This window comes from Bacillus sp. FSL E2-8868, from assembly GCF_038005505.1.
GTDB classification, from domain to species: domain Bacteria; phylum Bacillota; class Bacilli; order Bacillales; family Bacillaceae_G; genus Bacillus_A; species Bacillus_A mycoides.
In genome coordinates this window covers 435,593-461,287 of sequence record NZ_JBBOTI010000002.1, presented here as the reverse complement: position 1 = coordinate 461,287, position 25,695 = coordinate 435,593, and the positions used below count along the sequence as shown (strand labels likewise).

Here is a 25,695-nt window from a genome sequence, read left to right as displayed (position 1 = left end):
ATATGTCCCCAAAGGAAATCCTACTCACAATTTTATGAATATTCAGATTATATATGTAGATAACATCTAGTATAATTGTTTCCGTAATTAAGGGCAATACAGTAAATAATGATTTGTAGTTTTATCCCTCTATTTGCGGGCTGATTAAAGTTTCACTTTATATAAAATATGTCTTGATAATAGTATCGTTGCAGAAAAGTAAATTCCTTATAGCGTTATTGAAGTAGTATCAAAACTCTTTTTAATATATTTATATAAAAACGTAGGAATTTCTCCTGCGTTTTTTCTTATGCAAAAAAAGGTGAATCCTCCAAATACTATTCTCCTAATAAGCCCACCGCTGACCGAAATCTTCACAACAAAACAAAGTAATCTTTACTTATAAATGTTTCCCCTTAAACCGATTTCTAAATGAATTTATGACAATCTCTTGAACTGTGCGAAATGTCACATCTGTATTTTACAACCTCTCTTATAGTAAGGGTATGTAAGAGAGACGTATTAAAGGAGTGAACAGTATGAAGAAGAAACCTTCAGCACTAATGAGACGTTTAAAATATTTTTCACCAATAGATCGTTATAACGATAATCATACACAAGAAACATATGAAGATCGTGAATGGGAAAATGTGTACAGAAAGCGTTGGCAGCATGATAAAGTAATCCGTTCTACACACGGTGTGAACTGTACTGGTTCTTGTAGCTGGAACATTTATGTGAAAGATGGAATTGTAACATGGGAGGGTCAAGAGCTTAACTATCCAACAACAGGTCCTGATATGCCTGATTTTGAACCACGAGGATGTCCGCGTGGAGCGAGCTTTTCTTGGTACATTTATAGTCCGCTTCGTGTGAAATATCCATATGTACGTGGTGTGCTTTGGGAAATGTGGCAAGAAGAACTACAAAATAACGAGTCACCATTAGATGCTTGGAAAAGCATTGTGGAAAACCCTGAAAAGGCACGTACGTATAAGCAGGCGCGTGGTAAAGGGGGATTCATTCGTGCGAATTGGGATGAAGTATTACAACTCGTTTCTGCTTCATTACTATACACAGTAATTAAATACGGTCCAGACCGAAATGTTGGTTTTTCACCAATTCCAGCAATGTCGATGTTAAGTCATGCAGCAGGTAGCCGCTTTATGCAACTTATGGGTGGACCAATGCTTAGTTTCTATGATTGGTACGCAGATTTACCACCAGCTTCTCCGCAAATTTGGGGTGATCAAACTGATGTACCAGAAAGTAGTGACTGGTATAACTCTGGTTACATTATGACATGGGGTTCAAATGTACCGATGACGAGAACACCAGATGCTCACTTTTTAGCAGAGGTTCGATATAAAGGAACGAAAGTCGTTTCTGTAAGTCCTGACTTTGCCGAGTCTACAAAGTTTGCAGATGATTGGATTAGTGTGAAACAAGGTACAGATGGTGCACTTGCGATGGCAATGGGGCATGTGATCTTACAAGAATTTTACGTAGATAATCAAGTGGAATACTTCACAAAGTATGCGAAGCAATATACTGATTTTCCTTTCTTTGTCACATTGAAAGAAAAAGGAGATCAATTCGTTGCTGATCGTTTCTTAAATGCTTCTGATATTGGACGCGAAACGAAGTTAGGGGAATGGAAACCTGTAATTTGGAACGAGAATACGAATGATTTTGCAACACCTCACGGCACAATGGGATCACGTTGGGATAACGAGAAGAAATGGAACTTGCGTTTAGAAGATGAACAGACAGGTGAAACGATTGATCCGCGTCTTTCTTTACTTGGAATGGAAGATAGTGTTGAAACAGTGCAAATTCCGTACTTCTCTGATGATGGAAATACAATATTAGAACGTACAATTCCAGTGAAAAAAGTTATGACAGAAGAAGGCGAAGTGTGCGTTACAACTGTATATGACTTAACGTTAGCAAATTACGGTGTGAACCGAGGTCTTGGCGGGCAAGAACCGAAAGATTTCAATGATGATGTACCGTTTACACCTGCATGGCAAGAGAAAATGACCGGAGTAAAGCGAGAGCTTATTATTCAAATTGCTCGTGAGTTCGCGCAAAATGCAGTTGATACGAATGGCCGCTCGATGATTATTATGGGAGCTGGTATTAACCATTGGTTTAACTCTGATACGATTTATCGCGCAGTTTTAAATCTTGTTCTTCTCGTTGGGGCACAAGGTGTAAACGGCGGCGGTTGGGCACATTATGTTGGTCAAGAAAAATTACGACCAGCAGAAGGATGGCAAACAATCGCGATGGCGAAAGATTGGCAAGGGCCACCGAAATTACAAAACGGTACATCTTTCTTCTATTTCGTAACAGATCAATGGCGTTATGAAGATACACCTGTTGGACATTTAGCATCACCAGTTGAGGGCAACTCTCGTTATCAACATCACGGTGATTACAACGTATTAGCTGCACGACTTGGCTGGTTGCCTTCATATCCAACATTCGAGAAGAATGGGATTGAATTATATAAAGAAGCTGTTGCTGCTGGTGCAACAACACAAGAAGAAATCGGAAAATACGTTGCACAAAAACTAAAAGAAAAAGAACTGAAATTTGCGATTGAAGACCCAGATAATAAAAACAACTTCCCGCGTAACTTATTCGTATGGCGTGCAAACTTAATTTCAAGTTCCGGTAAAGGACACGAATATTTCTTAAAACATTTATTAGGTACAACAAACGGATTAATGAATGACGATAGTGACTCATTAAGACCAGAAGAAATTAAGTGGCATGAAGATGCACCTGAAGGGAAGTTAGATTTACTCATTAATTTAGATTTCCGTATGGCTGGAACGGCGCTTTATTCTGATATCGTCTTACCTGCTTCAACTTGGTATGAAAAGCATGATTTAAGCAGTACGGATATGCATCCATTTGTGCATCCATTTAATCCAGCAATCGGTTCACCGTGGGAAGCACGCTCTGACTGGGATATTTTCACCTCTCTTTCTAAAGCTGTGTCAGATTTAGCGAAGAAAATCGATCTTGAACCAATGAAAGAAGTCGTTGCAACACCACTTCTTCACGATACACCGCAAGAATTAGCGCAACCACTTGGCAAGATTAAAGACTGGAGCAAAGGTGAGTGTGAACCGATCCCAGGTAAAACAATGCCGCAAATTCATGTTGTCGAAAGGGATTATAAAACGATTTATGACAAGATGACAGCGCTTGGACCAAATACCGGAAAGCAACCGATTGGTACGAAAGGGATTTCTTGGTCGGCAGAAAAAGAATATGAGCAATTAAAGAGTCGATTAGGAGTTGTTCGAACGGATTCTATTGCGAAGGGGTGCCCAGACATAAAAGAAGCAATTAATGCTGCTGAGGCGGTATTAACACTTTCTTCTACAACAAACGGTCATATGGCGGTAAAAGCATGGGAAGCGCTTGAAAAACAAACCGATTTAAAACTACGTGACTTAGCAGAAGAACGTGAAGAAGAATGCTTCACATTTGAACAAATTACAGCGCAGCCTAAAACAGTAATTACTTCTCCGGCCTTTACGGGTTCTGAAAAAGGTGGACGCCGTTACTCACCATTTACAACAAATGTTGAACGTCTCATCCCTTGGAGAACGATAACTGGTCGACAATCTTTCTACTTAGATCACGACATGATGAAAGAATTTGGCGAAACGATGGCAACATTTAAACCAATACTGCAACATAAACCATTCCGTAAATCACGCCCTGAAGTAGAAGGGAAAGAAATTACACTAAACTATTTAACACCGCATAATAAGTGGTCGATTCATAGTATGTACTTCGATTCATTGCCAATGTTAACGCTGTTTAGAGGTGGTCCAACTGTTTGGATGAATAAAGATGATGCGAATGAAGCTGGTGTTGCTGATAATGATTGGATTGAATGCTTTAACCGTAACGGCGTAGTCGTAGCACGTGCTGTTGTAACGCACCGTATACCGAGGGGGATGGCATTTATGCATCATGCGCAAGATCGTCACATTAACGTGCCTGGTACGAAATTAACAAGCACCCGCGGGGGAACACATAATAGTCCAACTCGTATTCACGTTAAACCAACACATATGATTGGTGGATATGGCCAATTAAGCTATGGATTTAACTATTATGGTCCGACTGGGAACCAGCGTGACTTAAACGTTGTAATCCGTAAACTGAAGGAGGTAGATTGGCTTGAAGATTAAAGCGCAAGTCGGAATGGTAATGAACTTAGATAAATGCATCGGCTGCCACACTTGTAGCGTAACATGCAAAAACACCTGGACGAATCGTCCAGGTGCTGAATATATGTACTTCAATAACGTAGAAACGAAACCTGGAATTGGTTATCCGAAACAATGGGAAAATCAGGAGAAATACAAAGGCGGCTGGGAATTGAAAAATGGTGAAATTCAGTTGAAATCCGGTTCGAAAATGAAGCGTCTTATGAATATTTTCCACAATCCAGATCAGCCAACAATTGATGATTACTTTGAACCTTGGAACTATGATTATGAAACGTTAACAAATAGCCCGCAGCGTAAGCATCAACCAGTTGCTCGTCCGAAATCAGCAATTACGGGTGAATTTATCGACAAAATTGAATGGGGTCCAAACTGGGAAGATGATTTAGCAGGCGGACATATAACAGGGTTACAAGATCCGAACGTCAAGAAAATGGAAGAAGGAATTAAAACGGATTTTGAAAATGTCTTTATGATGTATTTACCACGTATTTGCGAACATTGTATGAATCCATCTTGCGTTTCTTCTTGTCCATCGGGTGCGATGTATAAACGTGAGGAAGATGGGATTGTTCTTGTGGATCAAAATGCATGTCGTGCATGGAGATTTTGTGTATCGTCTTGTCCGTATAAAAAAGTATATTTTAACTGGCAAACAAATAAAGCTGAAAAATGTACAATGTGTTTCCCTCGTATTGAAGCTGGTATGCCAACAATTTGTTCTGAAACATGTGTAGGCCGTATTCGATATATTGGGGTAATGCTATATGACGCTGACAAAGTAAAAGAAGCGGCTTCTGTTGAAAATGAAAAAGATTTATATGAATCTCAGCTTACTGTTTTCCTAGATCCAAATGATCCAGAAGTAGCAGCTGAAGCGAAAAAACAAGGGATTCCTGAAGAATGGATTAAAGCGGCACAACAGTCGCCAATCTATAAAATGATTATCGATTGGAAAATCGCTCTACCTCTTCATCCAGAGTATCGTACAATGCCAATGGTTTGGTATATCCCGCCGCTTAGCCCAATTATGAACATGGTGGAGGGGAAAGGTAGTAACTGGCAAGCAGAAGAGATTTTCCCTGCTATTGATAATATGCGTATTCCAATTCAATATTTAGCGAATTTACTCACTGCAGGAGATGAATCACATATTCGTCTAACATTGAAAAAATTGGCTGTCATGCGAACACATATGAGAGCATTGCAAATTAATAAAGAACCAAATGAAGCTGTATTAAAAGAACTCGGTTTAACGAAAGAAGATGTAGAAGATATGTATCGTCTTCTTGCTATTGCGAAATATAAAGATCGCTTTGTTATCCCGACGTCTCACCGCGAACAAGTTGCAGATTTATATAGCGAGCAAGGAAGTTGTGGTTTATCTTTCGCAGGTGGGCCAGGCTCTTGTACGACAATTTCTTAAAAAAAGGGGGCAGAAAACTATGAAACAAAGTTTACAAACAGCTTTTTCTTGTTCTTCTTTTCTTCTCTCCTATCCTGAACTAGGTTGGAGGGAAGCTTTACTAGAATTACAGGAAGAGATTCAAGAAATTGAACAGGAAGAAATCAGAGCATCACTTACAACATTTATAAAAGAAGCGCTAAATAAAACAGACAATCAACTTATTGATTCTTACGTCTATACATTCGACTTTGGAAAGAAGACAAATATGTATCTTACCTACATGAAAACAGGTGAACAAAGAGAGCGTGGAATTGAATTATTAGAGTTAAAACAGCATTATCAAAAATCTGGTTTTAACGTAACAGATAAAGAACTACCTGATTATTTACCGCTTCTACTTGAGTTTCTTGCAAACGCGAATGAAAAAGATAGCGAACCAATTATGAGTAAATACACGGAAAATATACAAGCGTTGCACGGGCAATTAAAAGAAGCAAACTGTATGTATGAACCAATTCTCGCCGCTGTTCTACTCGCTATCAATACATGGGGTGTACAGGCAAATTAGAAAGGAGAGTTGTCAAAATGATGGATCAATTTCTATGGGTATTGTTTCCCTATATCATTTTTGCAATCTTTATCGGTGGACATATTTTCAGATACAACTATGATCAATTTGGATGGACGTCAAAATCTAGTGAACTATTAGAAAAGAAAATGCTCCGAATCGGAAGTCTATTATTCCACTTTGGGATCATGTTCGTCATTGGTGGTCATGTTATGGGGATTTTAATTCCAGAGTCTGTATACCGTTCAATAGGTATTTCTGAGCATATGTATCATATAATGGCAATTAGTTTCGGGCTTCCGGCAGGTGTTGCTTCTATCATCGGTTTAATTATATTAACGTACCGCCGTGTAACAGTAAAACGCATCATTGCAACGAGTACAAGGGGAGATTATATTGCGCTTATTTTATTACTAATCGTAATGCTAGCGGGACTTTCTTCAACCTTTTTAAATATCGACTCAAAAGGGTTTGATTATCGTACAACAATCGGTCCGTGGTTCCGAAGTCTCTTTATTTTCCAACCGAAAGTTGAATATATGATGGAAGTACCAGTATGGTTTAAAATTCATATAATTGCAGGTATGGGTCTATTCGCAGTATGGCCATTTACTAGACTTGTCCATGTATTTAGTGCCCCAATTAAATACTTAAGCCGTAGTTATGTGATTTACAGAAGACGTATTCCTAATGAATTGAAAAAATAATGCCACAGTAAACGATTAGAAGTTAGCAACTAACATGAAACGAGGTCTAATGGAAGGCCTCGTCTTTTTTAGGAAATAACTGTATGCAAGAGAAAAAGAGTAGCATCTAAATAAGATGCTACTCTATGCTACAAACAGAGGTAGAGCAATCTTCACAAGCAATTTCACATTTTAAAAATTGTAAATCATGGATTGTAATCTTTCCTTTATGAATAGAAATCGTACCTTTTTTTTTCAAATCATTTAACATTCGATTTACGCTTTCACGCGAAGTTGCACAGAAGTTTGCAAGTTCTTGATTCGTTAATGGTAAATCGATGAGAATCCCATTTTCTTTTAACACACCATAACTATTTGTCATTCGAATGAGAGTAGAATATAGGGCACCTTTTTTGCCATGTAATACTAGATCTCGGAACTTCGTTTGCATTCTTCTTAAATGTTCACTAATCCATTTCATAAATTCAAATACAAGAGCGGGTTTTTGGAGTAATGCTTTTTCTAAGGCTTCACGCTTTATAACGCCTACTTCAACATCTTCAAGGCATTTTGAATTTAATAAATACCTTGCATCTTCCGTGAACAATGTTAATTCCCCAATAATATCATTTTGTGAACAAATGCGAAGTGTTAATTCTTGTCCGTCAGCACTAAGTTTACTGATTTGCACTTTTCCAGAGTGAATAATATAAATTTCTGTTGCTTCCATACCTTCTTGAAAAATAAAACTCCCCTTATTGATTTGCATTTTATATTCAACAGATGAAAGTAACTCCTTTAAATCTTTGGATAATGCCGTACTGTTTGCCACAGCAATCACCTTTCTTCTTATAAGCAGTATATTTCTTATTTTGGATGTAATCATGATGAAATTGCAAGAGATATTTTTGAAAATAAAGTAAAATTTCAATGACCGTAAGGAAAAACGACCTTAAATGTCTAAAAAGCTACTTATAGTAAGGGTTTATATTATACGAATATAAGTTTTTTAGTTTAAGAAATTTTAGTATGTAAAGAGAATGGGACTAGAGATGTGAACAAAATTCGAACGGATTTGTGAAGAATTTTTGAATGGGGAAAGTAATGTGAGAAAAGTCACATTGAATATGTAGCTTCTTTTTTATAATGAAGGCAAATAAAAAAATTGAAAGCTTACTAATGATTGCAGTAGAAAAGAAGGGATATATATGCACGAGAAGATGAAAGATTCTTTAGAGCGGCCACTTCAAGATTTACGTATTTCAGTTATTGACCGTTGTAATTTTAGGTGCACGTACTGTATGCCAGCTGAAGTGTTCGGACCTGATTATGCTTTTTTACAGGAAGAGTTTTTATTAACGTTCGATGAAATAGAAAGGTTAGCGAGATTATTTATAAGTATGGGTGTTAATAAAATTAGACTTACTGGCGGTGAACCTTTATTGCGTAAAGATTTACCGAAGTTAATTGCAAGGCTTACAAAGCTAGAAGGCTTAAAGGATATTGGACTCACAACAAACGGTATTCATTTAGCAAAACAGGCAAGGTCATTAAAAGAAGCGGGATTAAAACGTGTAAACATTAGTTTAGATGCGATAGAAGATCATGTCTTCCGAAAAATTAATGGACGAAATGTAAGTACAAAACCTGTATTGAAAGGAATTGAAGCAGCAAAAGCAGCTGGATTAGAAGTAAAAGTAAATATGGTCGTAAAAAAAGGGATGAATGATAGTCAAATTCTTCTAATGGCTCGTTATTTTAAAGAACAAGAAATTCAGCTTCGTTTTATCGAATTTATGGATGTGGGCAGTACGAACGGATGGAACTTTGAACAAGTTATTACGAAGGAACAATTAATAGAGAAAATTAATCGTGTATATCCGATTGAGCCCGCCCAGCCTCGTTACTTTGGAGAAGTTGCGAAATTGTATCGATATGTAGGGAGCGATGCAGAAGTTGGATTTATTACTTCTGTTTCTGAATCTTTTTGTTCCTCTTGTACGAGAGCTCGTATTTCGGCAGACGGTAAGTTTTTTACGTGCTTATTTGGAACGAAAGGAACTGATTTGCGAACGCTTCTTCGAGAAAATATTTCTGATGCTTCATTATTAAAAATTCTCCAACATACATGGGAGTGCAGAACAGATCGGTATTCGGATGAAAGAACGGCTGAAAGTACAAATAAACGTCCAAAAGTTGAAATGTCTTATATTGGTGGATAGCGAAAGGAGGATTCCCTATGCAAGAGCGATATTCAAGGCAAGTATTGTTTTCTGGAATTGGTGAAATGGGACAAAGAAAAATAAGAAAAAAACATGTGCTCCTAATCGGTGCGGGTGCACTAGGAGCTGCAAATGCGGAAGCGCTCGTTAGGATGGGGATTGGGAAATTGACAATTGCTGACCGTGACTACGTCGAATGGAGTAATTTACAGCGGCAACAGTTATATACAGAAGAAGATGCACAGCAGTGTAAACCAAAAGCAATTGCAGCGGCAGAACATTTAAGAAAGATTAATTCTGAAGTAGAAATTGTACCAATTGTAACGGATGTCACAATGCAAGAAATAGAAGAGTTAACAAAAGAAGTGGATCTTATATTAGATGCGACTGACAATTTCGATACGCGTCTACTTATAAATGACATTTCGCAAAAAGAAAATATACCTTGGATATACGGTGGATGCATTGGAAGTTACGGTGTAACGTATACAATTCTTCCGGGGGAAACACCATGCTTTCGCTGCCTAATGGATCATCCTATGGGCGGTGCAACATGTGATACAGCAGGAATCATTCAGCCGGCTGTACAAATGGTCGTTGCTCACCAAGTGACAGAAGCGATGAAAATATTGGTGAATGATTTTCAGGCGCTAAGGGGAACGATGTTATCATTTGATATTTGGAACAATCAATATCTCTCATTAAAAGTAAATAGGCAGAAGAAAAGTACATGTCTATCTTGTGGGAATGTACGCACTTACCCAAATTTAACATTTGGATCACAGATGAAAACTGAAGTGCTATGCGGGCGGAATACAGTTCAAATCCGTCCAGGGATAAAGCGAGTTCTTAATTTAGAAGAAGTTCGAAATCGCTTACAAAAAAGCGTGAGTGTCAAAAAAACTCCATATTTACTATCGTTTCTAGTAGATGAATATCGTTTTGTTTTATTTACAGACGGTAGGGCATTTATTCATGGGACAAATGATGTAAAAATGGCAAAACGATTATACGCAAAATATATAGGATGAACAGAAAGAGAGTTTATCCTTATCAAAACGAGGTGAAAAAAGAATGCTAGAAAAACGTAAACCAATTCCAGTAGCAGAAGCAGTTTCACGCATAATGGAGTATGCTCATCAAGGTGAAATAGAAAAGGTTTCTCTTATAGACAGCTACGGTAGAATGCTTGGAGAAGATGTTATTGCAGATCATGATGTCCCGCATTTCGATCGCTCTCCGTACGACGGATTTGCGATTCGAGCGGAAGATACAAAAGAAGAAAATAGCAGTAATCCGATTCAGTTTGAAGTGATTGGTGAGATCGGGGCAGGTTCTGTTTTTAGAGAAGAGGTGAAAGCATTTCAAGCTGTACGTATTATGACAGGAGCTGCAATTCCAGCAGGATGTAATGCGGTTGTTATGTTAGAGCTAACGGAAGGATTTGAAGAAAAAGAAAAGACTTATATGAAATTAAAACGCTCTTTTGCTGCTGGTGATAACATTTCTTTTAAAGGAGAAGATGTAAAACAAAATGCCATACTTGTGAAAAAAGGGACTTCTATTAACCCTGGAGTAGCGGCGCTTCTTGCTACGTTTGGTTATAGTTCCGTACATGTTGTAAAACAGCCGGTTATTGGAATTGTAGCGACAGGAAGTGAACTTTTAGAAGTACATGAACAGCTTAAATCGGGGAGGATTCGAAATAGTAATTCCTATATGATTGCTGCTCAAATTGAGCGAGCAGGTGGAATTGTACGCTATTATGGACAATTTGCTGATGATTTAGAGACGTGTTATGAGACCGTAAAAAGAGCAATAAAAGAAGTCGATATTTTAATTACAACTGGTGGCGTTTCAGTAGGAGACTACGATTATTTACCTGCTATTTATGAGAGATTACAAGCTAATGTACTTTTCAATAAAATAGCGATGCGACCAGGAAGCGTGACAACTGTAGCTGAGCTAGAAGGAAAACTATTATTTGGTCTATCTGGTAATCCCTCTGCTTGTTATGTCGGATGTGAATTATATGTTAGACCAGTTATTCGAACATATTTGCAAAGAAAAGATCCGCATGTATATCGTGCAGAAGCGATTTTACAGAAAGATTTTCCGAAAGCAAACCCATTTACTCGTTTTGTAAGAGGGAGAGTAGAAATTGTAGATGGCCAATTGCAAGCTACACCAGTTGGTTTAGATAAATCTAGTGCAATTTCTTCACTTGCAGAGGCGAATGCATTTATCGTCCTGCCGGGAGGAACGAAAGGATTTGAAGCAGGAATAATTGTTTCGGTATTATTATTGGAATCGAACATAGGAAGTGAGTGGCCGTGGAAAGAACCACTTCGATCATATAAGTAATAGAAAAATAGATTGCTAACTTATACAAAGGTAAGAGGTGCAAAATGACACATACGTATTATGAAGTAATTGATACACCTATTTCAATTGAAGAAGTTACAAACAAAGTAATTCGGTGTGAGTGTGGTGCGGTTACTACTTTCATTGGTACCGTCAGAGAATTTACGAAAGGACGTCGTACGCTATATTTAGAGTATGTAGCATATAAAACAATGGCGGAAAAACAGCTTGAGAAAATTGGTAATGAAGTAGAAGAGAAGTGGCCTGGGACATATGTAGCAATTACACATCGCATTGGTACATTGCAAATTTGTGATTTTGCTGTTGTTGTCGCCGTTTCAACACCACACCGGAAAGCAGCCTATGAGGCGAACGTATATATTATGGAGCGTATAAAACAAATTATTCCGATTTGGAAGAAAGAGTTTTGGGAAGATGGTGAGTCATGGATAGGTGATCAGTTAGAGAAAATAGCATATGCAAATGGTGAGCCTGAAAGGGAGATGAGAACATGATTGAAGTACTATTATTTGCACATTTGCAAGAAGAAGCAAGTAAGCCGGCCTTGTACATAGATTGTGAAAATATTACGGTTGCTGAACTAAAGGAAGTTCTCATTAAGAAATACAGCGTAGCGATTTCAAACGAGATAATGGTCGCCGTAAATGAAGAGTATGCAAATGAGGATGACATTATTCAAACTGGCGATGTAGTAGCAATGATTCCGCCAGTAAGTGGTGGTTGATTCTTTTCAGCCTAATCATGTTAGGACGTGATTAGGCTGGAGAGAATGAATATAACTATGCATACATAGGAGGGAACAAGGTGAAAAGTCCTAATTTTCAATTAAGTTTACAAACTTCTAATCTAGTTATCGGTTTTATGGTATGGGTTATCTTATCATCATTAATGCCATATATTAAAGCGGATATTCCATTAACTGCGGGACAAATTTCTATGGTCACAGCAGTACCCGTTATTTTAGGTTCTATTCTTCGCATTCCAATTGGTTATTGGACAAATCGTTACGGAGCAAGAAAATTGTTCTTTATTAGTTTTATACTTTTATTATTCCCTGTCTTTTACATTAGTGTTGCCAATTCTATGATGGATTTAATTATTGGTGGATTATTTGTAGGGATTGGTGGTGCTGTATTCTCTGTAGGAGTAACTTCTCTACCGAAATACTTCCCGAAAGAGAGTCACGGTTTTGTAAATGGTATTTACGGTGTGGGTAACGCTGGAACAGCAATTACTTCATTTTTAGCACCTGTAATTGCGACATCAGTTGGCTGGAGAACAACAGTACAGTGTTATTTAGTTTTACTTGCAGCATTTGCACTTATGAACTTTTTATTAGGCGATCGTAAGGAAAAAAAGGTGAATACACCATTAATGGAACAAATAAAAGGTGTATATAAAAATGAAAAACTTTGGTTTCTATGTATCTTTTATTTTTTAACTTTCGGATCATTTGTTGCATTTACAGTATATTTACCAAACTTTTTAGTATCTCACTTCGGATTAGAGAAAGTAGATGCAGGCATGCGGACAGCTGGATTCATCGTATTAGCAACAATGATGCGCCCGATTGGTGGTTGGCTCGGTGATAAATTTAATCCATTTAAAATATTAATCTTCGTATTTATCGGCTTAACACTATCTGGTATTGTTTTATCATTCATGCCTAGTATGAACGTGTATACGTTTGGTTGCTTACTAGTCGCATTCTGTGCAGGTATTGGAAATGGTACAATCTTTAAGCTTGTTCCAATGTACTTCTCTGAGCAAGCAGGGATTGTAAATGGGGTTGTGTCAGCTTTAGGTGGATTAGGAGGGTTCTTCCCACCATTAATTTTAACGTTACTATTCCAACTAACAGGTCATTATGCAATTGGATTTATGGCGTTATCAGAAGTCGCTCTTGCTTGTTTAATCATTACAGTATGGATGTATAGCCAAGAGAAGCTGTTAGTGATGTTAAAGAATCATTAATAAAGAAAAAGAACCCTCCTAAAGTAATCTAGGAGGGTTCTTTTAGTAATAGGCTTCGATATGTTTATTGCTAACTTAACAAACACTTGTATTCTAAAATAATGTGGTTTAAAAATGAAAAACAGAAGTTTTATGGAATTTTATGTTAAAATATAGATATCAGATGTTATTCAATTAAAGGGTTAGTTAAAGAAAGTTTAAATCTCTTCCGAAGATAGAACTAATTTTTAGCATACAAATACTTAATTGGATCGGGGTGTTTAGATGAAAAAATTATATAAGTCCACTCAAGATAAACAAGTATCAGGTGTATTAGGTGGCTTAAGCGATAAGTATGGAATTGATGTAAGTATCCTTCGCATAGTCACTGCATTATCAGCCGTTTTTACTAGTGGATTTACGGTGTTACTTTATATAATAGCTGCAATTGTTTTGCCTACAGATAAAGATATTAAGAGATAAATGTATGAACTTAAATCTAATTCCACAATCGAGAACTCTGTTTTTTGTCTATTGAAAGTTTCCAAAGTAAAAGCAACAGTACGATTGTTATAAGACTGAAATGAACAAACGAAAAATCCTCATAAAACATTCGGAATATATCGAGAACGAAAATAATAACTTTTGAATTAAACGATGACTATTGATCGCTAACGAATCGATAAATAGTCGCTCCTTTCTAAAGGGTATCTATTAATCTGTATAAAAATACATTGTTGTATTTAAATATTCTGAAATTCCAAAAACATATGACGGTATTTATAACAAGAAAAAACTTCATATTTTTTAGAGCCAGATTTTTTCGTAAGGCTAATGGATATTGTGAAAAAGTACACTTAAAATAAAGAATAAAGTTTAGGTCGATAAGATAAAATTATGAATTTGTATAAATAATCCATAATTTTCTTTATGAGTCATATTTGATATGTTAAAGAAAAGAGAGGGGAGGGAAATGAAATGAGAATTTTTGATGCACATTTTCATATTATTGATTTTAATTTTCCGATTATTGAGAACCAAGGGTATTTTCCACCCAACTTTGTTGTAGAAGATTATCAGAATGAAACTCCTAATTTGAATGTAATTGGTGGAGCGATCGTATCTGGTTCTTTCCAAGGGTTTGATCAAGAATATTTATTAAAGGCACTAAAACAGTTGGGTTCAACATTTTGTGGCGTAACACAATTACCTTTTACGGTGACGGATGAAGAAATACTAAATTTAAATGAAAATGGGGTAAAAGCATTACGCTTTAATATTAAAAGAGGTGGTTCAGAAGATTTATCGAAGCTGGATTACTTTGCTAGAAGAGTTCATGATTTAGTAGGATGGCATAGTGAGCTTTATATGGATGCAAAAGAGTTGTCCGAAATTGCATCCACTATAGAAAAATTACCAGCTATATCAATTGACCATTTAGGGTTATCAGAAGAAGGTTTACCACATTTATTAAAACTAGTTGATAAAGGGGTACATGTGAAAGCTACTGGTTTTGGTCGTGTCGAATTAGATGTTGAGAATGCCTTAAAGTCGATTTATGAAGTTAACCCAGATGCACTTATGTTTGGAACAGATTTACCATCTACAAGAGCAAAAAGACCTTTTGAGTATGGAGATATCAAATTGATTCAACAGCTATTTGATGAACAAGCTACCGATAAAATCCTGTATACGAATGCTTTCAAATGGTATTTTGGGTAGCGTCAGGGGCTACATTTGAATTAACTGTATCCATATTTAGTAAAGAGTTTAATCCAACTATAATGTATTTAGAATGGGGTATTAAATGTTTGTTTTTATTATATTAGACGTGATATTACCAATATTAATATTGATTCTAATTGGTGCAATCTTACAAAGAAAGTTCCAATTTAACTTAAAGCAGCTATCTACACTTATTACTTATTGCTTGATGCCAGCGGCTGTATTTGTGAATATATATGATATTAGTATAGAAACAGGTTTGTTGCTCCAGATAATATACTATTTAATACTTTACAGTCTGAGTGTGATGATAGTAAGTCATTTCATTTCAAAAACATTAAAGTTAGAAAAAGGAGAAAGTGCAGCTCTAAAAAATAGCATTTCGTTAATGAATTCCGGTAATTATGGATTACCAGTAAGTCAATTGATTTTCAGTCACAATCCAGTGGGGGTTTCCATTCAGATTTTCATTGTGATTTTCCAGAATCTTTTAACTTATTCATATGGGATATATAACTTACTATCAGCAACAAAAACAATCGGAAGTATTATTCAATCATTTCTAAGACTGCCTGTATTTCATGCACTCATATTAGGGGTTCTCTTTCAATCTTTTACAATTCAAATACCTAATTCTATCTTTCTACCTCTTAATCAGCTTGCGAATAGTTTTGTTGCAATAGCACTCATATTGCTGGGAGCGCAATTATCCAACATTAAGCTTAATTTTTTCCATCGAGTCATAACATGGGCTTTAATTGGAAGATTATTGATGGGACCATTATTAGCACTTGCCATGATATACCTACTAAACATTGATGGTATTGTTGCACAATCATTATTTATTGCAAGTTCTTTTCCTACTTCAAGAAATACAGCAACTATTGCTATGGAGTATCAAATAGAGCCTGAACTACATGCACAAATCGTTTTATTTTCAACACTTTTCAGCATTATTACAGTAACTGTCGTTATTTATTTGTCATATATTTTGTTTTGAATATACGTGCAAAAACGGATAGAATTGAGGCGGTAAATGATGGACGGAAATCCCATCGATATGAGAAGAAAACAGTCTTTGATATATTGGGTGTCGTTTACAATTGTACCATGTCTGATAATCAAGCGGCTTAATTCAAAAAAGGAACCAAAACAAAAAGAACAAACGCTTCTAAAAAACGTTTGTCCAAAGGTAATTACTATTTTAGCTAAGAAATAGATTATTATTTGTGAGTACGAGAAAGCTTTTTTATAAGTTTAGGAAATATAGATGCTAGTTCCTGCTTCAAACGCTTTGTAAACGATGGATCCTTACCGGAAGTTGAAATAGTTACAATATATTCATCATTTCGGATGACACCAGGTGTGTGAAAGGATGATTCTGTGCCATCACTTACAACGTTAACCCATTGGAAATCATGGGAGGCCTGTTTGACCATCATATTGACATCATGTTGATTTGTAGATGCATAAATAAGATGAGCATCTTTAATATCATCATTACTAAAAGTTTTTTGCTTCCAAGTAATATAAGGAAGTTCCTTCATTTCCTCGCAAATCTCTGGGCTGATAACGGTGACAAAAGCGCCTGTATTTTTTAATCCAGACGCTTTCCGATATGCGATTTTACCACCACCAACTATAACAACAATTTTTTTATCTAAATTAAACATAAGAGGATACATATTATACATACACACATTCCTCCATTCGTTCTAATAATGCCAACTTCATATATGTATCAAATTGAAGACAATTACAAGTCGTAACGTGATCATATTTTTTTGTATGCAACTTAATTTTTTGAAGCAACAATCCGGTAAAGAGAAGGTACGGCATGACATATACATGGGACGCAGTCGATGTTATAGCCTTGAGCTCAGCAGTAAAAGAGGGCGTTCCTTTCGTTAAAAAGGAGGACGATACTGGCATACCGAGTTTTCGTTCGACCGCTGCTCCGATTTGTTGTAACTCATGTATCGGCTGTGGATCACTACTGCCTCGTCCTACGAGTAAAACGCTACTATCTTGCTTTGGCATAGTTTCACGTATTCTTTTCACTACAAGTTCAACCATATGTGGATGCGTACTAAAAGGTGGTACAACTGAAAATGTTATTTGAGGATATTTCTTTTGTAGTTGCTCTATTTCAAAAGGAATATCACGTTTATAGTGAGCTGCTGCAAATAATAAAACAGGTACAATCATTATTTCAGTTGCACCCTCTAGTATTGCTTCTGTAACTGCATCCGAAATGGTAGGTGTCGTTAGTTCTAGAAAAGCTATTTTTTGACTCCTTTCGTTACGTTCTTTCATAACAGATTGAATAAAGTGAATGAATTGTTCATTACCTTCTCGCAGGCGACTACCGTGTCCAACGTATACAATTCCTTTCATCGTACCACCAAATCTTTCTTCATAATCATGTCTTGTAATTGTTCATCTACATTATGAAAACCAACTTTATTCGCATAGTGTAACGTTGGAATGTCGGTATACGAGAAGGGAAGAGTAAGAATATCGATAAAGCCAAGTCGTTTTATTTCTGATAAAAATGTATCAATTGAAGCACGTCCTTCAAATACAATGCTATCCCATGAGAATTCAGAAAGCATACGAGAATGAATTTCATTGAAGCGATGATCAATTGTATACTCATGAGTCATCATATAAGACCCAGCACCAATTTTTTCTTGAATAAAACCAATTCGATTAATATTTCTGCCTAAATAAACAGTTGTATCGGAAGAGAACTCTGCTTGTTTACTTAGTAGCCCATATTGCATAAGTTTTTCTTGAGTGGCAACGTTCATATACTGCAGTTTCGCCTGTAAGGAACGAATATCTTTCTGGTGTTTACTACATGATCGCATCAAGATTTCTACACTTTCATCTGAACAAAATACAAGGCGATCAACGTTAAAAATTTCATTGATTTGTTCAGATGTTAACGTGTATTCTTCCCTTTTGAAAGTTGGAATTTGATATGTTTCTGCACCGCATTCTTGTAACTTTTGCTTCATGAAACTGGTTTTATTTGTTGCGGATGCAAATAAAACTTTTTTACCATGCAATGGTTTACGTTCTTTCCAAGCGATTTGATCCCGTAAGGAAACGACATCACCAACAATTGTCATAGAAGGGTTAGAAATATTTTCGTTTTTGACGATAGGAACAATGGTTGAAAGTGTTCCTGTGACAACGCGTTGCTTTCCAGTTGTACCCCACTCAATGACTGCTACGGGTGTATTTTCTTGTTTTCCTGCTTGTAGTAAATTTTCACAAATTGTAGGTAAGTTTTTTATACCCATGTAGTAGGCAATTGTATCGCTATTGTGGGATGAATTATATTTTCCATGATCGGTTAAAGGACCTTTTGCATGCCCAGTTAGTAAAGTAACGCTATTACTATAGTCACGGTGGGTGAGGGGGATACCTGCATAGCTACTAGCGGCGATGCTAGATGTAATACCTGGTACAATTTCATATGGAATGTCCGCTGCTGCTAAAGTTTCTGCTTCTTCACCAACACGGCCAAAAATAGATGGATCTCCGCCCTTTAAGCGGACAACGATTTTTCCTTCTTGTGCAAATTGAAGGAGGTGGGCGTTAATCATTTCTTGACGCATAGTATGATTCTTTGGCATTTTACCGCAATAAATAAGTTCACAAGTTGGCTTTGTATAGCTAAGAAAGTTAGGGTTCAATAAGCGGTCATATAAGACAATATCTGCACGCTTTAAGCAATCTATCGCTTTTTTTGTAATAAGCCCTTCATCCCCTGGTCCTGCACCAACTAAATATACATATCCGTTCATAATCGCACCTCATCATTTTTTATTTAAAAGGAAGCCAGAGGAGGCTTCCTTTCGTAAATTACATGTTTATATAAATGTCACCATCAATAACTTCTACTTCGTACGTTTGGATACAGCCGTCATCAGGTTTTTGAACTTCACCTGTTAGTAATGAAATTTTCCAATCATGTAGTGGACAAAAAACGAATTCACCAGATACAATTCCTTCGGCTAATGGTCCGTTTTTATGAGGACAACGATTTTCTACAGCTCGAATATCGCCATTTGAAAGGCGGAATAGGGCGATAGACATACCTTTCATTTGTACCTCTTTACCGATTTGAATAGGAAGATCTTCTGCACGCATAACTTTTATTTTTTCTTTCGTTTGTATCATATAGATCACAGCTCCTTATTTCACAGTTTCTACTTCATACATCGCTTTTAAAGACTTCGTTTCTAGTGCTTGTCCCCAAGCTTCTGTATATGTGCTACGAGCTGTTTGGAAACGATCATTTAACATCGTGACCATACTTGTATCTTGTAGTATTTCTTTTATGTGATCGAAGCCTAATCGTTCTGTCCAATAGGCAGTACGCTCCCCGTAAATACCAGTTTCACGATAATATTGCATGTAAGCTGTAGCGATGCGAAGGACATCGTCTTCAGTAGGGACGATCATTACAAAATCAGCCTCGCGTACTTCCGTACCACCATTTCCACCGATATACAGTTGGAATCCATTTTCAACACACACAACGCCGAAATCTTTCGTAAGTACTTCCGCACAGTTACGTGGACAACCTGTTACACCCATTTTCATTTTATGAGGTGTATCTACCATTTCTAATGACTGTTCAAGGAGCATACCAAGTCCTAATGAATCTTTCGTACCGAAACGACAGAAGCGAGAACCAACACATGATTTTACATTACGAAGCGATTTTGAGTACGCATATCCAGAAGTCATATTTAAGTCAGCCCATACGTTAGGTAAATCTTGTTTCTTAACACCATATAAGCCGATTCGGCTCGCACCTGTAATTTTCACAAGAGGAACGTCATATTTTTTTGCGACTTCAGCAATTTTCATTAAATCATCTGCGGTTGTAACGCCTCCGTACATACGTGGAATAACAGAGAATGTACCATCGTGCTGGATGTTACCATTCATTCTTTCATTAACGTAACGGGATGATTTATCATCTACATATTCTTCCGGAATCGCCATACGTAAATAGTAATTTAAAGCAGGACGACATTTCGAACAGCCGTCTTCATGTGCAAAACCGAGTACATTTCGTACTTCTTTTGGCGATTTTAAACCTTTCTCGTGAATGGCGGCTACGACTTCGTCACGTGATAAAGTTGTACATCCGCACATACCAGCAGACTGCGCAGAAGCATCAAAAGCATCTCCGAGTGTATGAGCTAGAACTTGTTCCACAAGCGGACGACATTTACCACAAGACCCTGCGGCTTTCGTGCATCCTTTAACTTCTTCAAAAGTAGTTAACTCTTGTTCTAAAATGGCATGAACGATTGTACCTTTCGTAACGCCATTACATCCACAAATTGTGTCATCCGCACTCATTGTAGCAACGTCAAGTTCACTTTCTTCACCAGCTTTGTGAAGAAGGGAAGCGGCTGTATATTCTTGTATATCTTCTTCTTTCTTTAACATGCTAAAGAGGCGTGTACCATCAGTTGCATCACCATATAAAACGATACCGACGACTTTATTGTCACGAATTAATACTTTTTTATAGGAACGTTTACATTCATCAAAGATTGAAATTGCTTTCGTTTGATCATCTTCATAAATTTGACCAGCAGAGAATAAATCACAACCTGCAACTTTTAACTGTGTACCGACGATGCTGCCCGTATATCCATTAGTTTGTAAATTCGTTATATGTTTTGCTAATATTGCGCCTTGTTCATAAAGAGGGGCAACAAGTCCATATGCGATACCGTCATGTTCTGCACATTCTCCAACTGCATAAATGGATTCATCATTCGTTAGCATATAGTCATTGACTACAATGCCGCGATTTACAAGTAAACTAGCATCTTTTGCTATTTGAGTATTTGGGCGTATTCCGACAGCCATTACGATTAAATTACAATCTACAACTTCACCATCTTCAAATTGAATGCCCTCAACATGGTCTGTACCAAGAATCTTTACAGTTTTCTTTTCCATTAGAAACTTCATGCCTTGCGCTTCTAAATCTTCACGCAATAGGGAAGATGCTTTCGTATCTAGTTGTTGCTCCATTAAGCTAGGCATTAAATGAACAACATGTACGTCCATTCCTAAGTCAATAAGACCTCTTGCGGCTTCTAAACCGAGTAATCCACCACCAATGACAACGGCCTTTTTCTTTTCTTTAGCGGTATCCATCATAAATTGTGTATCTTCAATTGTTCGAAATCCTGTTACACCAGGAAGGGTGGAACCTTCAACTGGTAAAATAAAAGCACTAGAACCTGTTGCGATAATGAGTTTGTCGTATGTAATAGTACGATTCTTTTCTGTAATAATAATTTTTTCTTTTCGGTTAATACTTTGAACTCTTTCATTTGTATACAAAGTTATTTCATTTTCTTCATACCAACTGTATTGATTCATAATGATATCTTGCATATTTGTTTTTCCTTGTAATACATGAGAGAGCATAATACGGTTATAGTTCGGATGTGGTTCATCTCCGAAAATAGTAATCTCATATAAATTATTATCATGTTTTAATATTTCTTCCATACAACGTATGCCAGCCATACCATTTCCGATCATAACTAAACGTTTTTTCATTTTCGTTTCCCCTTTTTATGTGAAATATTGAACAAAGGATTATATTTCTATTATAGAAAATCAAAAAAGCGGGAGATGTGATATTTATCACACTTATATAATGATTCACAAATTGTTAAAATTCGGATTTGTGTGAGGGGGGCGTGGATATTTTTCGCAAAATGAAAAAGCAGGACATAAGTATTTACACTCATGTCCTGCACTTGATTTATGCTCTCGTAATGGCACGTGGAAATAAAATATTATTTTCTAAATGAATATGCTCAAATAAATCAGACTCTAGCGCTTCAAGACGTTGATAAACAAGTCGATAAGTGCCGCAAGCTCCTTCTGGAGGAGTAAAGTCATTTGTCACTTTACGAAGTTCTTTTATAATATTTCCGGCATGATTGTGCTCATTTTCTAGTTCATCTACTACTTTACGTAACTTAGCATAGTTTTCATCAGTTGGATTGTGTTCAAATTCTAAAATTAATGGAAAATCTTCTGTTTCTTCTTTAATTAAATGCTGTTCTAATTCCATTTTAAGTTCATGAAACAGCTTATGAATTTGAGCTAAATGAGGCTGATTTGCTCCATGAACGCGTAATACTTTCGTCACATATGGACTTAACTGCGGTAACTCTTCATTTAAATAACGATGATGCTTATTAATTACATAATCAATCAATTCGCGATAAGAAGCATTTTTCCAATCAATTTCAGATTCATTTAATCGTTTCGTATTATGATAAAGCGTATTTAACTCTGTAATTACTTCAGAAGCTGATAAATTTCTTTCATGAATTGCATCAATAAGTGGCTTATTACCACCACAACAAAAATCTATTCTATACGATTTAAAAAGATCACTAGCTTTCGGAAATTGTGTAACAATCTCACCAACAATTGAAGTTTCAGTAAATGTATGTTTCATATGAATGCCTCCATAAAGTTTAAATGTAATATCTAAATTAAGAATAGCGATAAATGAAAAACAATGTGGTGATTGAAATCACTTATTATGTGTCTGATTTGAGAATAATAGGAGTGATATTTAATAGAGGAAATAATAGAATTGATGACGAAGAATTTTTTGAGCAGGAAATTATCCATAGGGCATTATTAAGGTATAGATAAGTTACAAATTTATTTTCTATCAATCTAAGATGCTTTTGGGTAGGAAGTATATCTTTTATCCCGCGTTAACGGACAGTAAAACTCCCACCTCAAAATTCAGTTGGAGCAAAGGAGTTAGGTGAGAGATCAACTGTCCGTAAACGTCCGATTGGTTCAACTAATAATCCGTGGAGGATGAACAAAACCCCCACGGATTAAAGTTTCACTTTATAGGAGGTTTTTATGGAATATGTTTATCATATGGTACCAGAAGAACTAAAAGGAGAATATTTAATCCCATTAAATGAATTGAAAAGGGTATATCCAATTTTATATGGTGAGTATATACAAAAATATAAAGATCATACTCAAAGGGAGAACTTATTAACACGTAAAATACCAAAACTAGAATGTTTATGGAATGATGTTGTGCATTTTTTACCACTGCACCCTTATGAGATTTATAAAGTATTGTTGGAAATAGGAATAAACATTAATACAAATAAACTGTTTTATAAAATTCCTATTAGCGCACTGAATGGTCAGTGTATGGCAATATACAAGTACTCAAAGCATAATTTTGGGATGGACCAAATAGAGAATTAAAAGAATGTGAAATAGAACTCATCAACTTTAATGAATATAGAGAATTAAAGCAATTAAATACCTGCACAAAAGAATATTACAGAGATGAATACGAAAAGGGTAGAAGATTTGGGATGTTTCACCTAATTTCACATGTTCTTGTCAAAGGGAAAGTGGAGGTGAAACATATTGAAATCATTAATTGGAGTATTGACCCAGTTAATGATTAATTGTTACAAGTATAAAAAAATAAGATGCCAATTTGAATTGATATAGGGCTTACAAGAATGGAAGAGTAATAAGATTCTATACGTAATAGTAAAAAGAAGCTTACTAGAAGCTTCTTTTTCATTGCTATTTTTCACATGCGACTCCATCGCCATCTTTGTCTAGTTTACGGCTATACCCTGGTTGATCTTTATATAACGGAGCTTTCCCAGCAGCTCTAACTGCATCACAGTTTTTGTAATATGCATTACTAGTATTTCCGGAAGCAGGTTGTGTTTGAGGTTGCTGTGCCTTTTTCTGTTCCTCTTGTTGTTTACGAGCTTGTTCATCAGCTTGGCGTTTTTGCTCTTCTTGTTGCTTACGAGCTTGTTCATCAGCTTGGCGTTTTTGCTCTTCTTGTTGTTTACGAGCTTGTTCATCAGCTTGGCGTTTTTGCTCTTCTTGTTGTTTACGAGCTTGTTCATCAGCTAGACGTTTTTGCTCTTCTTGTTGTTTGCGAGCTTGTTCATCAGCTAGACGTTTTTCATCCTCTTGCTTACGAGCTTGCTCTTCGGCTTGGTGTTTTTCATCCTCTTGCTTACGAGCTTGTTCATCGGCTAGACGCTTCTCATCTTCTTGCTTTTGAGTTTTCTCGTCCGCTTCTTTCTTTTTATCATCTTTTTTCTCTGCATTATTAGAAGCGACTTGTTTATTTGTTGCTGTCGTCTTTTCAGAAGAAGGAGCTGAAATACTTGATAATGCAACAAAAATGACAAATAAAATAGCAGTGATAATAAATTGTTTTTTTGCTACACCTGTCTTTTTAATTACGGATAAGATTGCTAGAACAAGGAAAAAAATAAATAAAATTAAACTTAAAGTAGCAAAAAAATCGATGAATGGGTGTTCAGATTTTGTAGTGCCCATTCCTATTAAGAGAATTGAAATCATAAAAAGAATAACAGTAGGACGACCATATTGTTTTGCTTTTCCATTTTTCTTAAAGAATGAAATGATACATAGTATTAAAAGAATAAAAGCAATAAAAAATAAAGCTGCACCAATATTACTCAAAATCGCCATTTTTATACCTCCATTTGTAAGATTTTCACTATTGATTATATAGGAACTTATTGGATATTACACGATTTATATAAATTTAGAAAATTAGTATTTTTAATAGACTTATAAACATTTATTTTATATATAAGGAAAAATAGATATATTCCTTATTACATTTTTAAAGAGAATTCATAAAGTATAATATATCAATTGAAAGGAGGGGGTTTAAATGGAATTTCAATTATTGGTAACTTGTATATTACAAGAAGGTAATGCTTTCTTTTTAGTAACGAAAGTAGACGATGTTATTACGTTAAAAGTACCGATTACTGCGGGAGTAGCAGGTTTATTCTTAGCTTTAGGTGTACCAAGATGTTCTTAATTTAAATTTCTAGAGTAGAAGGGAAGGGATATACCTTTCTCTTCTACTCTTACATAATATGATTATGTAAACTAAAATATTGTTTTGTAATAGCACGTTTAAAATGGACATGCATATACTATAATGTTTCATTGGATGTTAGTGATGAAAGGTAGTTTTCACACGTGCATGTATTGATTTTTATTTAGTTATGAAAATAAAAGAGGTGCTATTATATATGAGAAGAAGAACATTTGATATTCCAGTTACATTGCGAAGAGAGTGGTTTTTAATAGAATTAGCCCATTTAACGAAAAAATATGGAATTGAAATTGCAACTAGCAAAATGGAAGCTGCACCGTTTTTAAGAGATCAAGTTACGGAATCCAAAATAGGATCAGGGCTCCAATACGATAAATATGATGATGAGTATATCATTGATTTATAAGAAAGAAGCTGCGTATAAAAGGTTATGAAATAGACCTTTTATACGCAGCTTTTTTAGCTAGAAATATGTTGAGAAATTTTTAATGAGCTTAGTAGGAAAAGGAATGAATACATGTTGAGAGAATAACGTTT

At 36.0% G+C, this 25,695-nt stretch carries 23 protein-coding genes and 1 pseudogene; 16 read left to right on the top strand and 8 right to left on the bottom strand.

The annotated features are described in order from the left end of the window. The first annotated feature begins 518 nt into the window (after window positions 1–518). Genes NSS74_RS13270 through narI form a run of 4 tightly spaced genes read left to right on the top strand, consistent with a single transcriptional unit; the run spans window position 519 to window position 6,924 of the window. Window positions 519–4,202, top strand: a complete 3,684-nt coding sequence (locus NSS74_RS13270) for a nitrate reductase subunit alpha (protein WP_340813755.1) — start codon at window positions 519–521, stop codon at window positions 4,200–4,202. Further along, entirely contained in the window at window positions 4,192–5,667 is a 1,476-nt protein-coding gene (gene narH / locus NSS74_RS13265; protein ID WP_002141456.1) for a nitrate reductase subunit beta, read from the top strand. The genes NSS74_RS13270 and narH overlap by 11 nt, the downstream gene beginning before the upstream one ends. A 19-nt stretch (window positions 5,668–5,686) precedes the next feature. Further along, window positions 5,687–6,217 (top strand): nitrate reductase molybdenum cofactor assembly chaperone, encoded by a 531-nt coding sequence (narJ, locus tag NSS74_RS13260; RefSeq protein ID WP_002031591.1) that lies wholly within the window; start codon window positions 5,687–5,689, stop codon window positions 6,215–6,217. A 17-nt stretch (window positions 6,218–6,234) separates the two neighbouring features. After that, on the top strand, window positions 6,235–6,924 hold the full coding sequence (gene narI / locus NSS74_RS13255) for a respiratory nitrate reductase subunit gamma (RefSeq protein ID WP_002031592.1): 690 nt from the start codon (window positions 6,235–6,237) through the stop codon (window positions 6,922–6,924). A 118-nt stretch (window positions 6,925–7,042) separates the two neighbouring features. Here narI and NSS74_RS13250 read toward each other — a convergent pair whose 3' ends face one another. Continuing rightward, window positions 7,043–7,735 (bottom strand): Crp/Fnr family transcriptional regulator, encoded by a 693-nt coding sequence (locus NSS74_RS13250; RefSeq protein WP_340813752.1) that lies wholly within the window; start codon window positions 7,733–7,735, stop codon window positions 7,043–7,045. A gap of 376 nt (window positions 7,736–8,111) precedes the next feature. On the opposite strand from NSS74_RS13250, the gene moaA reads away from it, so the two are divergent. From moaA to NSS74_RS13205, 9 genes are all read left to right on the top strand, one after another. Next, window positions 8,112–9,125, top strand: a complete 1,014-nt coding sequence (moaA, locus tag NSS74_RS13245; protein ID WP_016102126.1) for a GTP 3',8-cyclase MoaA — start codon at window positions 8,112–8,114, stop codon at window positions 9,123–9,125. A gap of 17 nt (window positions 9,126–9,142) precedes the next feature. Further along, window positions 9,143–10,156 carry a molybdopterin-synthase adenylyltransferase MoeB gene (locus NSS74_RS13240; RefSeq protein WP_340813749.1) on the top strand — a complete coding sequence of 338 codons (1,014 nt, stop codon included), beginning with the start codon at window positions 9,143–9,145 and terminating at the stop codon, window positions 10,154–10,156. A 43-nt stretch (window positions 10,157–10,199) separates the two neighbouring features. After that, entirely contained in the window at window positions 10,200–11,489 is a 1,290-nt protein-coding gene (locus NSS74_RS13235) for a molybdopterin molybdotransferase MoeA (RefSeq protein WP_340813747.1), read from the top strand. A gap of 44 nt (window positions 11,490–11,533) precedes the next feature. Further along, window positions 11,534–12,004, top strand: coding sequence for a molybdenum cofactor biosynthesis protein MoaE (locus tag NSS74_RS13230; protein ID WP_340813746.1), 471 nt, complete (start codon window positions 11,534–11,536; stop codon window positions 12,002–12,004). Further along, window positions 12,001–12,234 (top strand): molybdopterin converting factor subunit 1, encoded by a 234-nt coding sequence (gene moaD, locus NSS74_RS13225; protein WP_002127098.1) that lies wholly within the window; start codon window positions 12,001–12,003, stop codon window positions 12,232–12,234. The genes NSS74_RS13230 and moaD overlap by 4 nt, the downstream gene beginning before the upstream one ends. A gap of 80 nt (window positions 12,235–12,314) precedes the next feature. Then, complete coding sequence (narK, locus tag NSS74_RS13220; RefSeq protein WP_002031603.1) at window positions 12,315–13,484, top strand: nitrate transporter NarK; 1,170 nt, start codon at window positions 12,315–12,317, stop codon at window positions 13,482–13,484. Window positions 13,485–13,748: 264 nt separating this feature from the next. After that, window positions 13,749–13,946, top strand: coding sequence for a PspC domain-containing protein (locus NSS74_RS13215; protein ID WP_002193043.1), 198 nt, complete (start codon window positions 13,749–13,751; stop codon window positions 13,944–13,946). 495 nt (window positions 13,947–14,441) lie between these two features. Then, a complete protein-coding gene (locus tag NSS74_RS13210; protein WP_340813744.1) occupies window positions 14,442–15,185 on the top strand; it encodes an amidohydrolase family protein in 744 nt (247 codons plus the stop codon). An 85-nt stretch (window positions 15,186–15,270) separates the two neighbouring features. Further along, on the top strand, window positions 15,271–16,188 hold the full coding sequence (locus NSS74_RS13205) for an AEC family transporter (RefSeq protein WP_002031605.1): 918 nt from the start codon (window positions 15,271–15,273) through the stop codon (window positions 16,186–16,188). Window positions 16,189–16,411: 223 nt separating this feature from the next. On the opposite strand, the gene NSS74_RS13200 is transcribed toward NSS74_RS13205, so the two are convergent. The 6 genes from NSS74_RS13200 to ric all read right to left on the bottom strand — a co-directional run bounded on the left by NSS74_RS13200 (window position 16,412) and on the right by ric (window position 22,719). Next, on the bottom strand, window positions 16,412–16,882 hold the full coding sequence (locus tag NSS74_RS13200) for a precorrin-2 dehydrogenase (RefSeq protein WP_016102122.1): 471 nt from the start codon (window positions 16,880–16,882) through the stop codon (window positions 16,412–16,414). Beyond that, complete coding sequence (locus NSS74_RS13195; protein ID WP_215588981.1) at window positions 16,875–17,585, bottom strand: sirohydrochlorin chelatase; 711 nt, start codon at window positions 17,583–17,585, stop codon at window positions 16,875–16,877. The genes NSS74_RS13200 and NSS74_RS13195 overlap by 8 nt, the downstream gene beginning before the upstream one ends. Then, the gene (locus NSS74_RS13190; RefSeq protein WP_340813740.1) at window positions 17,582–19,006 is read right to left on the bottom strand and encodes a uroporphyrin-III C-methyltransferase; all 1,425 of its coding nucleotides are present in this window, start codon (window positions 19,004–19,006) and stop codon (window positions 17,582–17,584) included. The genes NSS74_RS13195 and NSS74_RS13190 overlap by 4 nt, the downstream gene beginning before the upstream one ends. 58 nt (window positions 19,007–19,064) lie before the next feature. After that, window positions 19,065–19,382 (bottom strand): nitrite reductase small subunit NirD, encoded by a 318-nt coding sequence (gene nirD / locus NSS74_RS13185; RefSeq protein WP_061689857.1) that lies wholly within the window; start codon window positions 19,380–19,382, stop codon window positions 19,065–19,067. Window positions 19,383–19,397: 15 nt separating this feature from the next. Further along, window positions 19,398–21,803, bottom strand: a complete 2,406-nt coding sequence (gene nirB, locus NSS74_RS13180) for an NADPH-nitrite reductase large subunit (RefSeq protein WP_340813738.1) — start codon at window positions 21,801–21,803, stop codon at window positions 19,398–19,400. 208 nt (window positions 21,804–22,011) lie between these two features. Then, window positions 22,012–22,719 carry an iron-sulfur cluster repair di-iron protein gene (ric, locus tag NSS74_RS13175; protein WP_098168008.1) on the bottom strand — a complete coding sequence of 236 codons (708 nt, stop codon included), beginning with the start codon at window positions 22,717–22,719 and terminating at the stop codon, window positions 22,012–22,014. Between the two features lie 425 nt (window positions 22,720–23,144). Here ric and NSS74_RS13170 point away from each other — a divergent pair. Beyond that, window positions 23,145–23,716 (top strand): annotated as a pseudogene (locus tag NSS74_RS13170) (group-specific protein). 124 nt (window positions 23,717–23,840) lie between these two features. On the opposite strand, the gene NSS74_RS13165 reads toward NSS74_RS13170, so the two are convergent. After that, window positions 23,841–24,776, bottom strand: coding sequence for an excalibur calcium-binding domain-containing protein (locus NSS74_RS13165; protein WP_201051989.1), 936 nt, complete (start codon window positions 24,774–24,776; stop codon window positions 23,841–23,843). A 208-nt stretch (window positions 24,777–24,984) separates the two neighbouring features. Here NSS74_RS13165 and exsG point away from each other — a divergent pair, with 208 nt between their 5' ends. Continuing rightward, on the top strand, window positions 24,985–25,137 hold the full coding sequence (exsG, locus tag NSS74_RS13160) for an exosporium protein ExsG (protein WP_000395678.1): 153 nt from the start codon (window positions 24,985–24,987) through the stop codon (window positions 25,135–25,137). Window positions 25,138–25,354: 217 nt separating this feature from the next. Beyond that, on the top strand, window positions 25,355–25,564 hold the full coding sequence (locus NSS74_RS13155; protein WP_340813735.1) for a hypothetical protein: 210 nt from the start codon (window positions 25,355–25,357) through the stop codon (window positions 25,562–25,564). The last annotated feature ends 131 nt before the right edge of the window (window positions 25,565–25,695 follow it).

Excerpts from the sequence above, each read along its gene's own strand:
- NSS74_RS13270 (WP_340813755.1), top strand. The coding sequence starts at position 519 with ATGAAGAAGAAACCTTCAGCACTAATGAGACGTTTAAAATATTTTTCA.
- narJ (WP_002031591.1), top strand. The coding sequence starts at position 5,687 with ATGAAACAAAGTTTACAAACAGCTTTTTCTTGTTCTTCTTTTCTTCTC.
- narI (WP_002031592.1), top strand. The coding sequence starts at position 6,235 with ATGATGGATCAATTTCTATGGGTATTGTTTCCCTATATCATTTTTGCA.
- moaA (WP_016102126.1), top strand. The coding sequence starts at position 8,112 with ATGCACGAGAAGATGAAAGATTCTTTAGAGCGGCCACTTCAAGATTTA.
- NSS74_RS13240 (WP_340813749.1), top strand. The coding sequence starts at position 9,143 with ATGCAAGAGCGATATTCAAGGCAAGTATTGTTTTCTGGAATTGGTGAA.
- NSS74_RS13235 (WP_340813747.1), top strand. The coding sequence starts at position 10,200 with ATGCTAGAAAAACGTAAACCAATTCCAGTAGCAGAAGCAGTTTCACGC.
- NSS74_RS13230 (WP_340813746.1), top strand. The coding sequence starts at position 11,534 with ATGACACATACGTATTATGAAGTAATTGATACACCTATTTCAATTGAA.
- moaD (WP_002127098.1), top strand. The coding sequence starts at position 12,001 with ATGATTGAAGTACTATTATTTGCACATTTGCAAGAAGAAGCAAGTAAG.
- NSS74_RS13215 (WP_002193043.1), top strand. The coding sequence starts at position 13,749 with ATGAAAAAATTATATAAGTCCACTCAAGATAAACAAGTATCAGGTGTA.
- NSS74_RS13210 (WP_340813744.1), top strand. The coding sequence starts at position 14,442 with ATGAGAATTTTTGATGCACATTTTCATATTATTGATTTTAATTTTCCG.
- NSS74_RS13205 (WP_002031605.1), top strand. The coding sequence starts at position 15,271 with ATGTTTGTTTTTATTATATTAGACGTGATATTACCAATATTAATATTG.
- NSS74_RS13200 (WP_016102122.1), bottom strand. The coding sequence starts at position 16,882 with ATGTATAATATGTATCCTCTTATGTTTAATTTAGATAAAAAAATTGTT.
- NSS74_RS13195 (WP_215588981.1), bottom strand. The coding sequence starts at position 17,585 with ATGAAAGGAATTGTATACGTTGGACACGGTAGTCGCCTGCGAGAAGGT.
- NSS74_RS13190 (WP_340813740.1), bottom strand. The coding sequence starts at position 19,006 with ATGAACGGATATGTATATTTAGTTGGTGCAGGACCAGGGGATGAAGGG.
- nirD (WP_061689857.1), bottom strand. The coding sequence starts at position 19,382 with ATGATACAAACGAAAGAAAAAATAAAAGTTATGCGTGCAGAAGATCTT.
- nirB (WP_340813738.1), bottom strand. The coding sequence starts at position 21,803 with ATGAAAAAACGTTTAGTTATGATCGGAAATGGTATGGCTGGCATACGT.
- ric (WP_098168008.1), bottom strand. The coding sequence starts at position 22,719 with ATGAAACATACATTTACTGAAACTTCAATTGTTGGTGAGATTGTTACA.
- NSS74_RS13165 (WP_201051989.1), bottom strand. The coding sequence starts at position 24,776 with ATGGCGATTTTGAGTAATATTGGTGCAGCTTTATTTTTTATTGCTTTT.
- exsG (WP_000395678.1), top strand. The coding sequence starts at position 24,985 with ATGGAATTTCAATTATTGGTAACTTGTATATTACAAGAAGGTAATGCT.
- NSS74_RS13155 (WP_340813735.1), top strand. The coding sequence starts at position 25,355 with ATGAGAAGAAGAACATTTGATATTCCAGTTACATTGCGAAGAGAGTGG.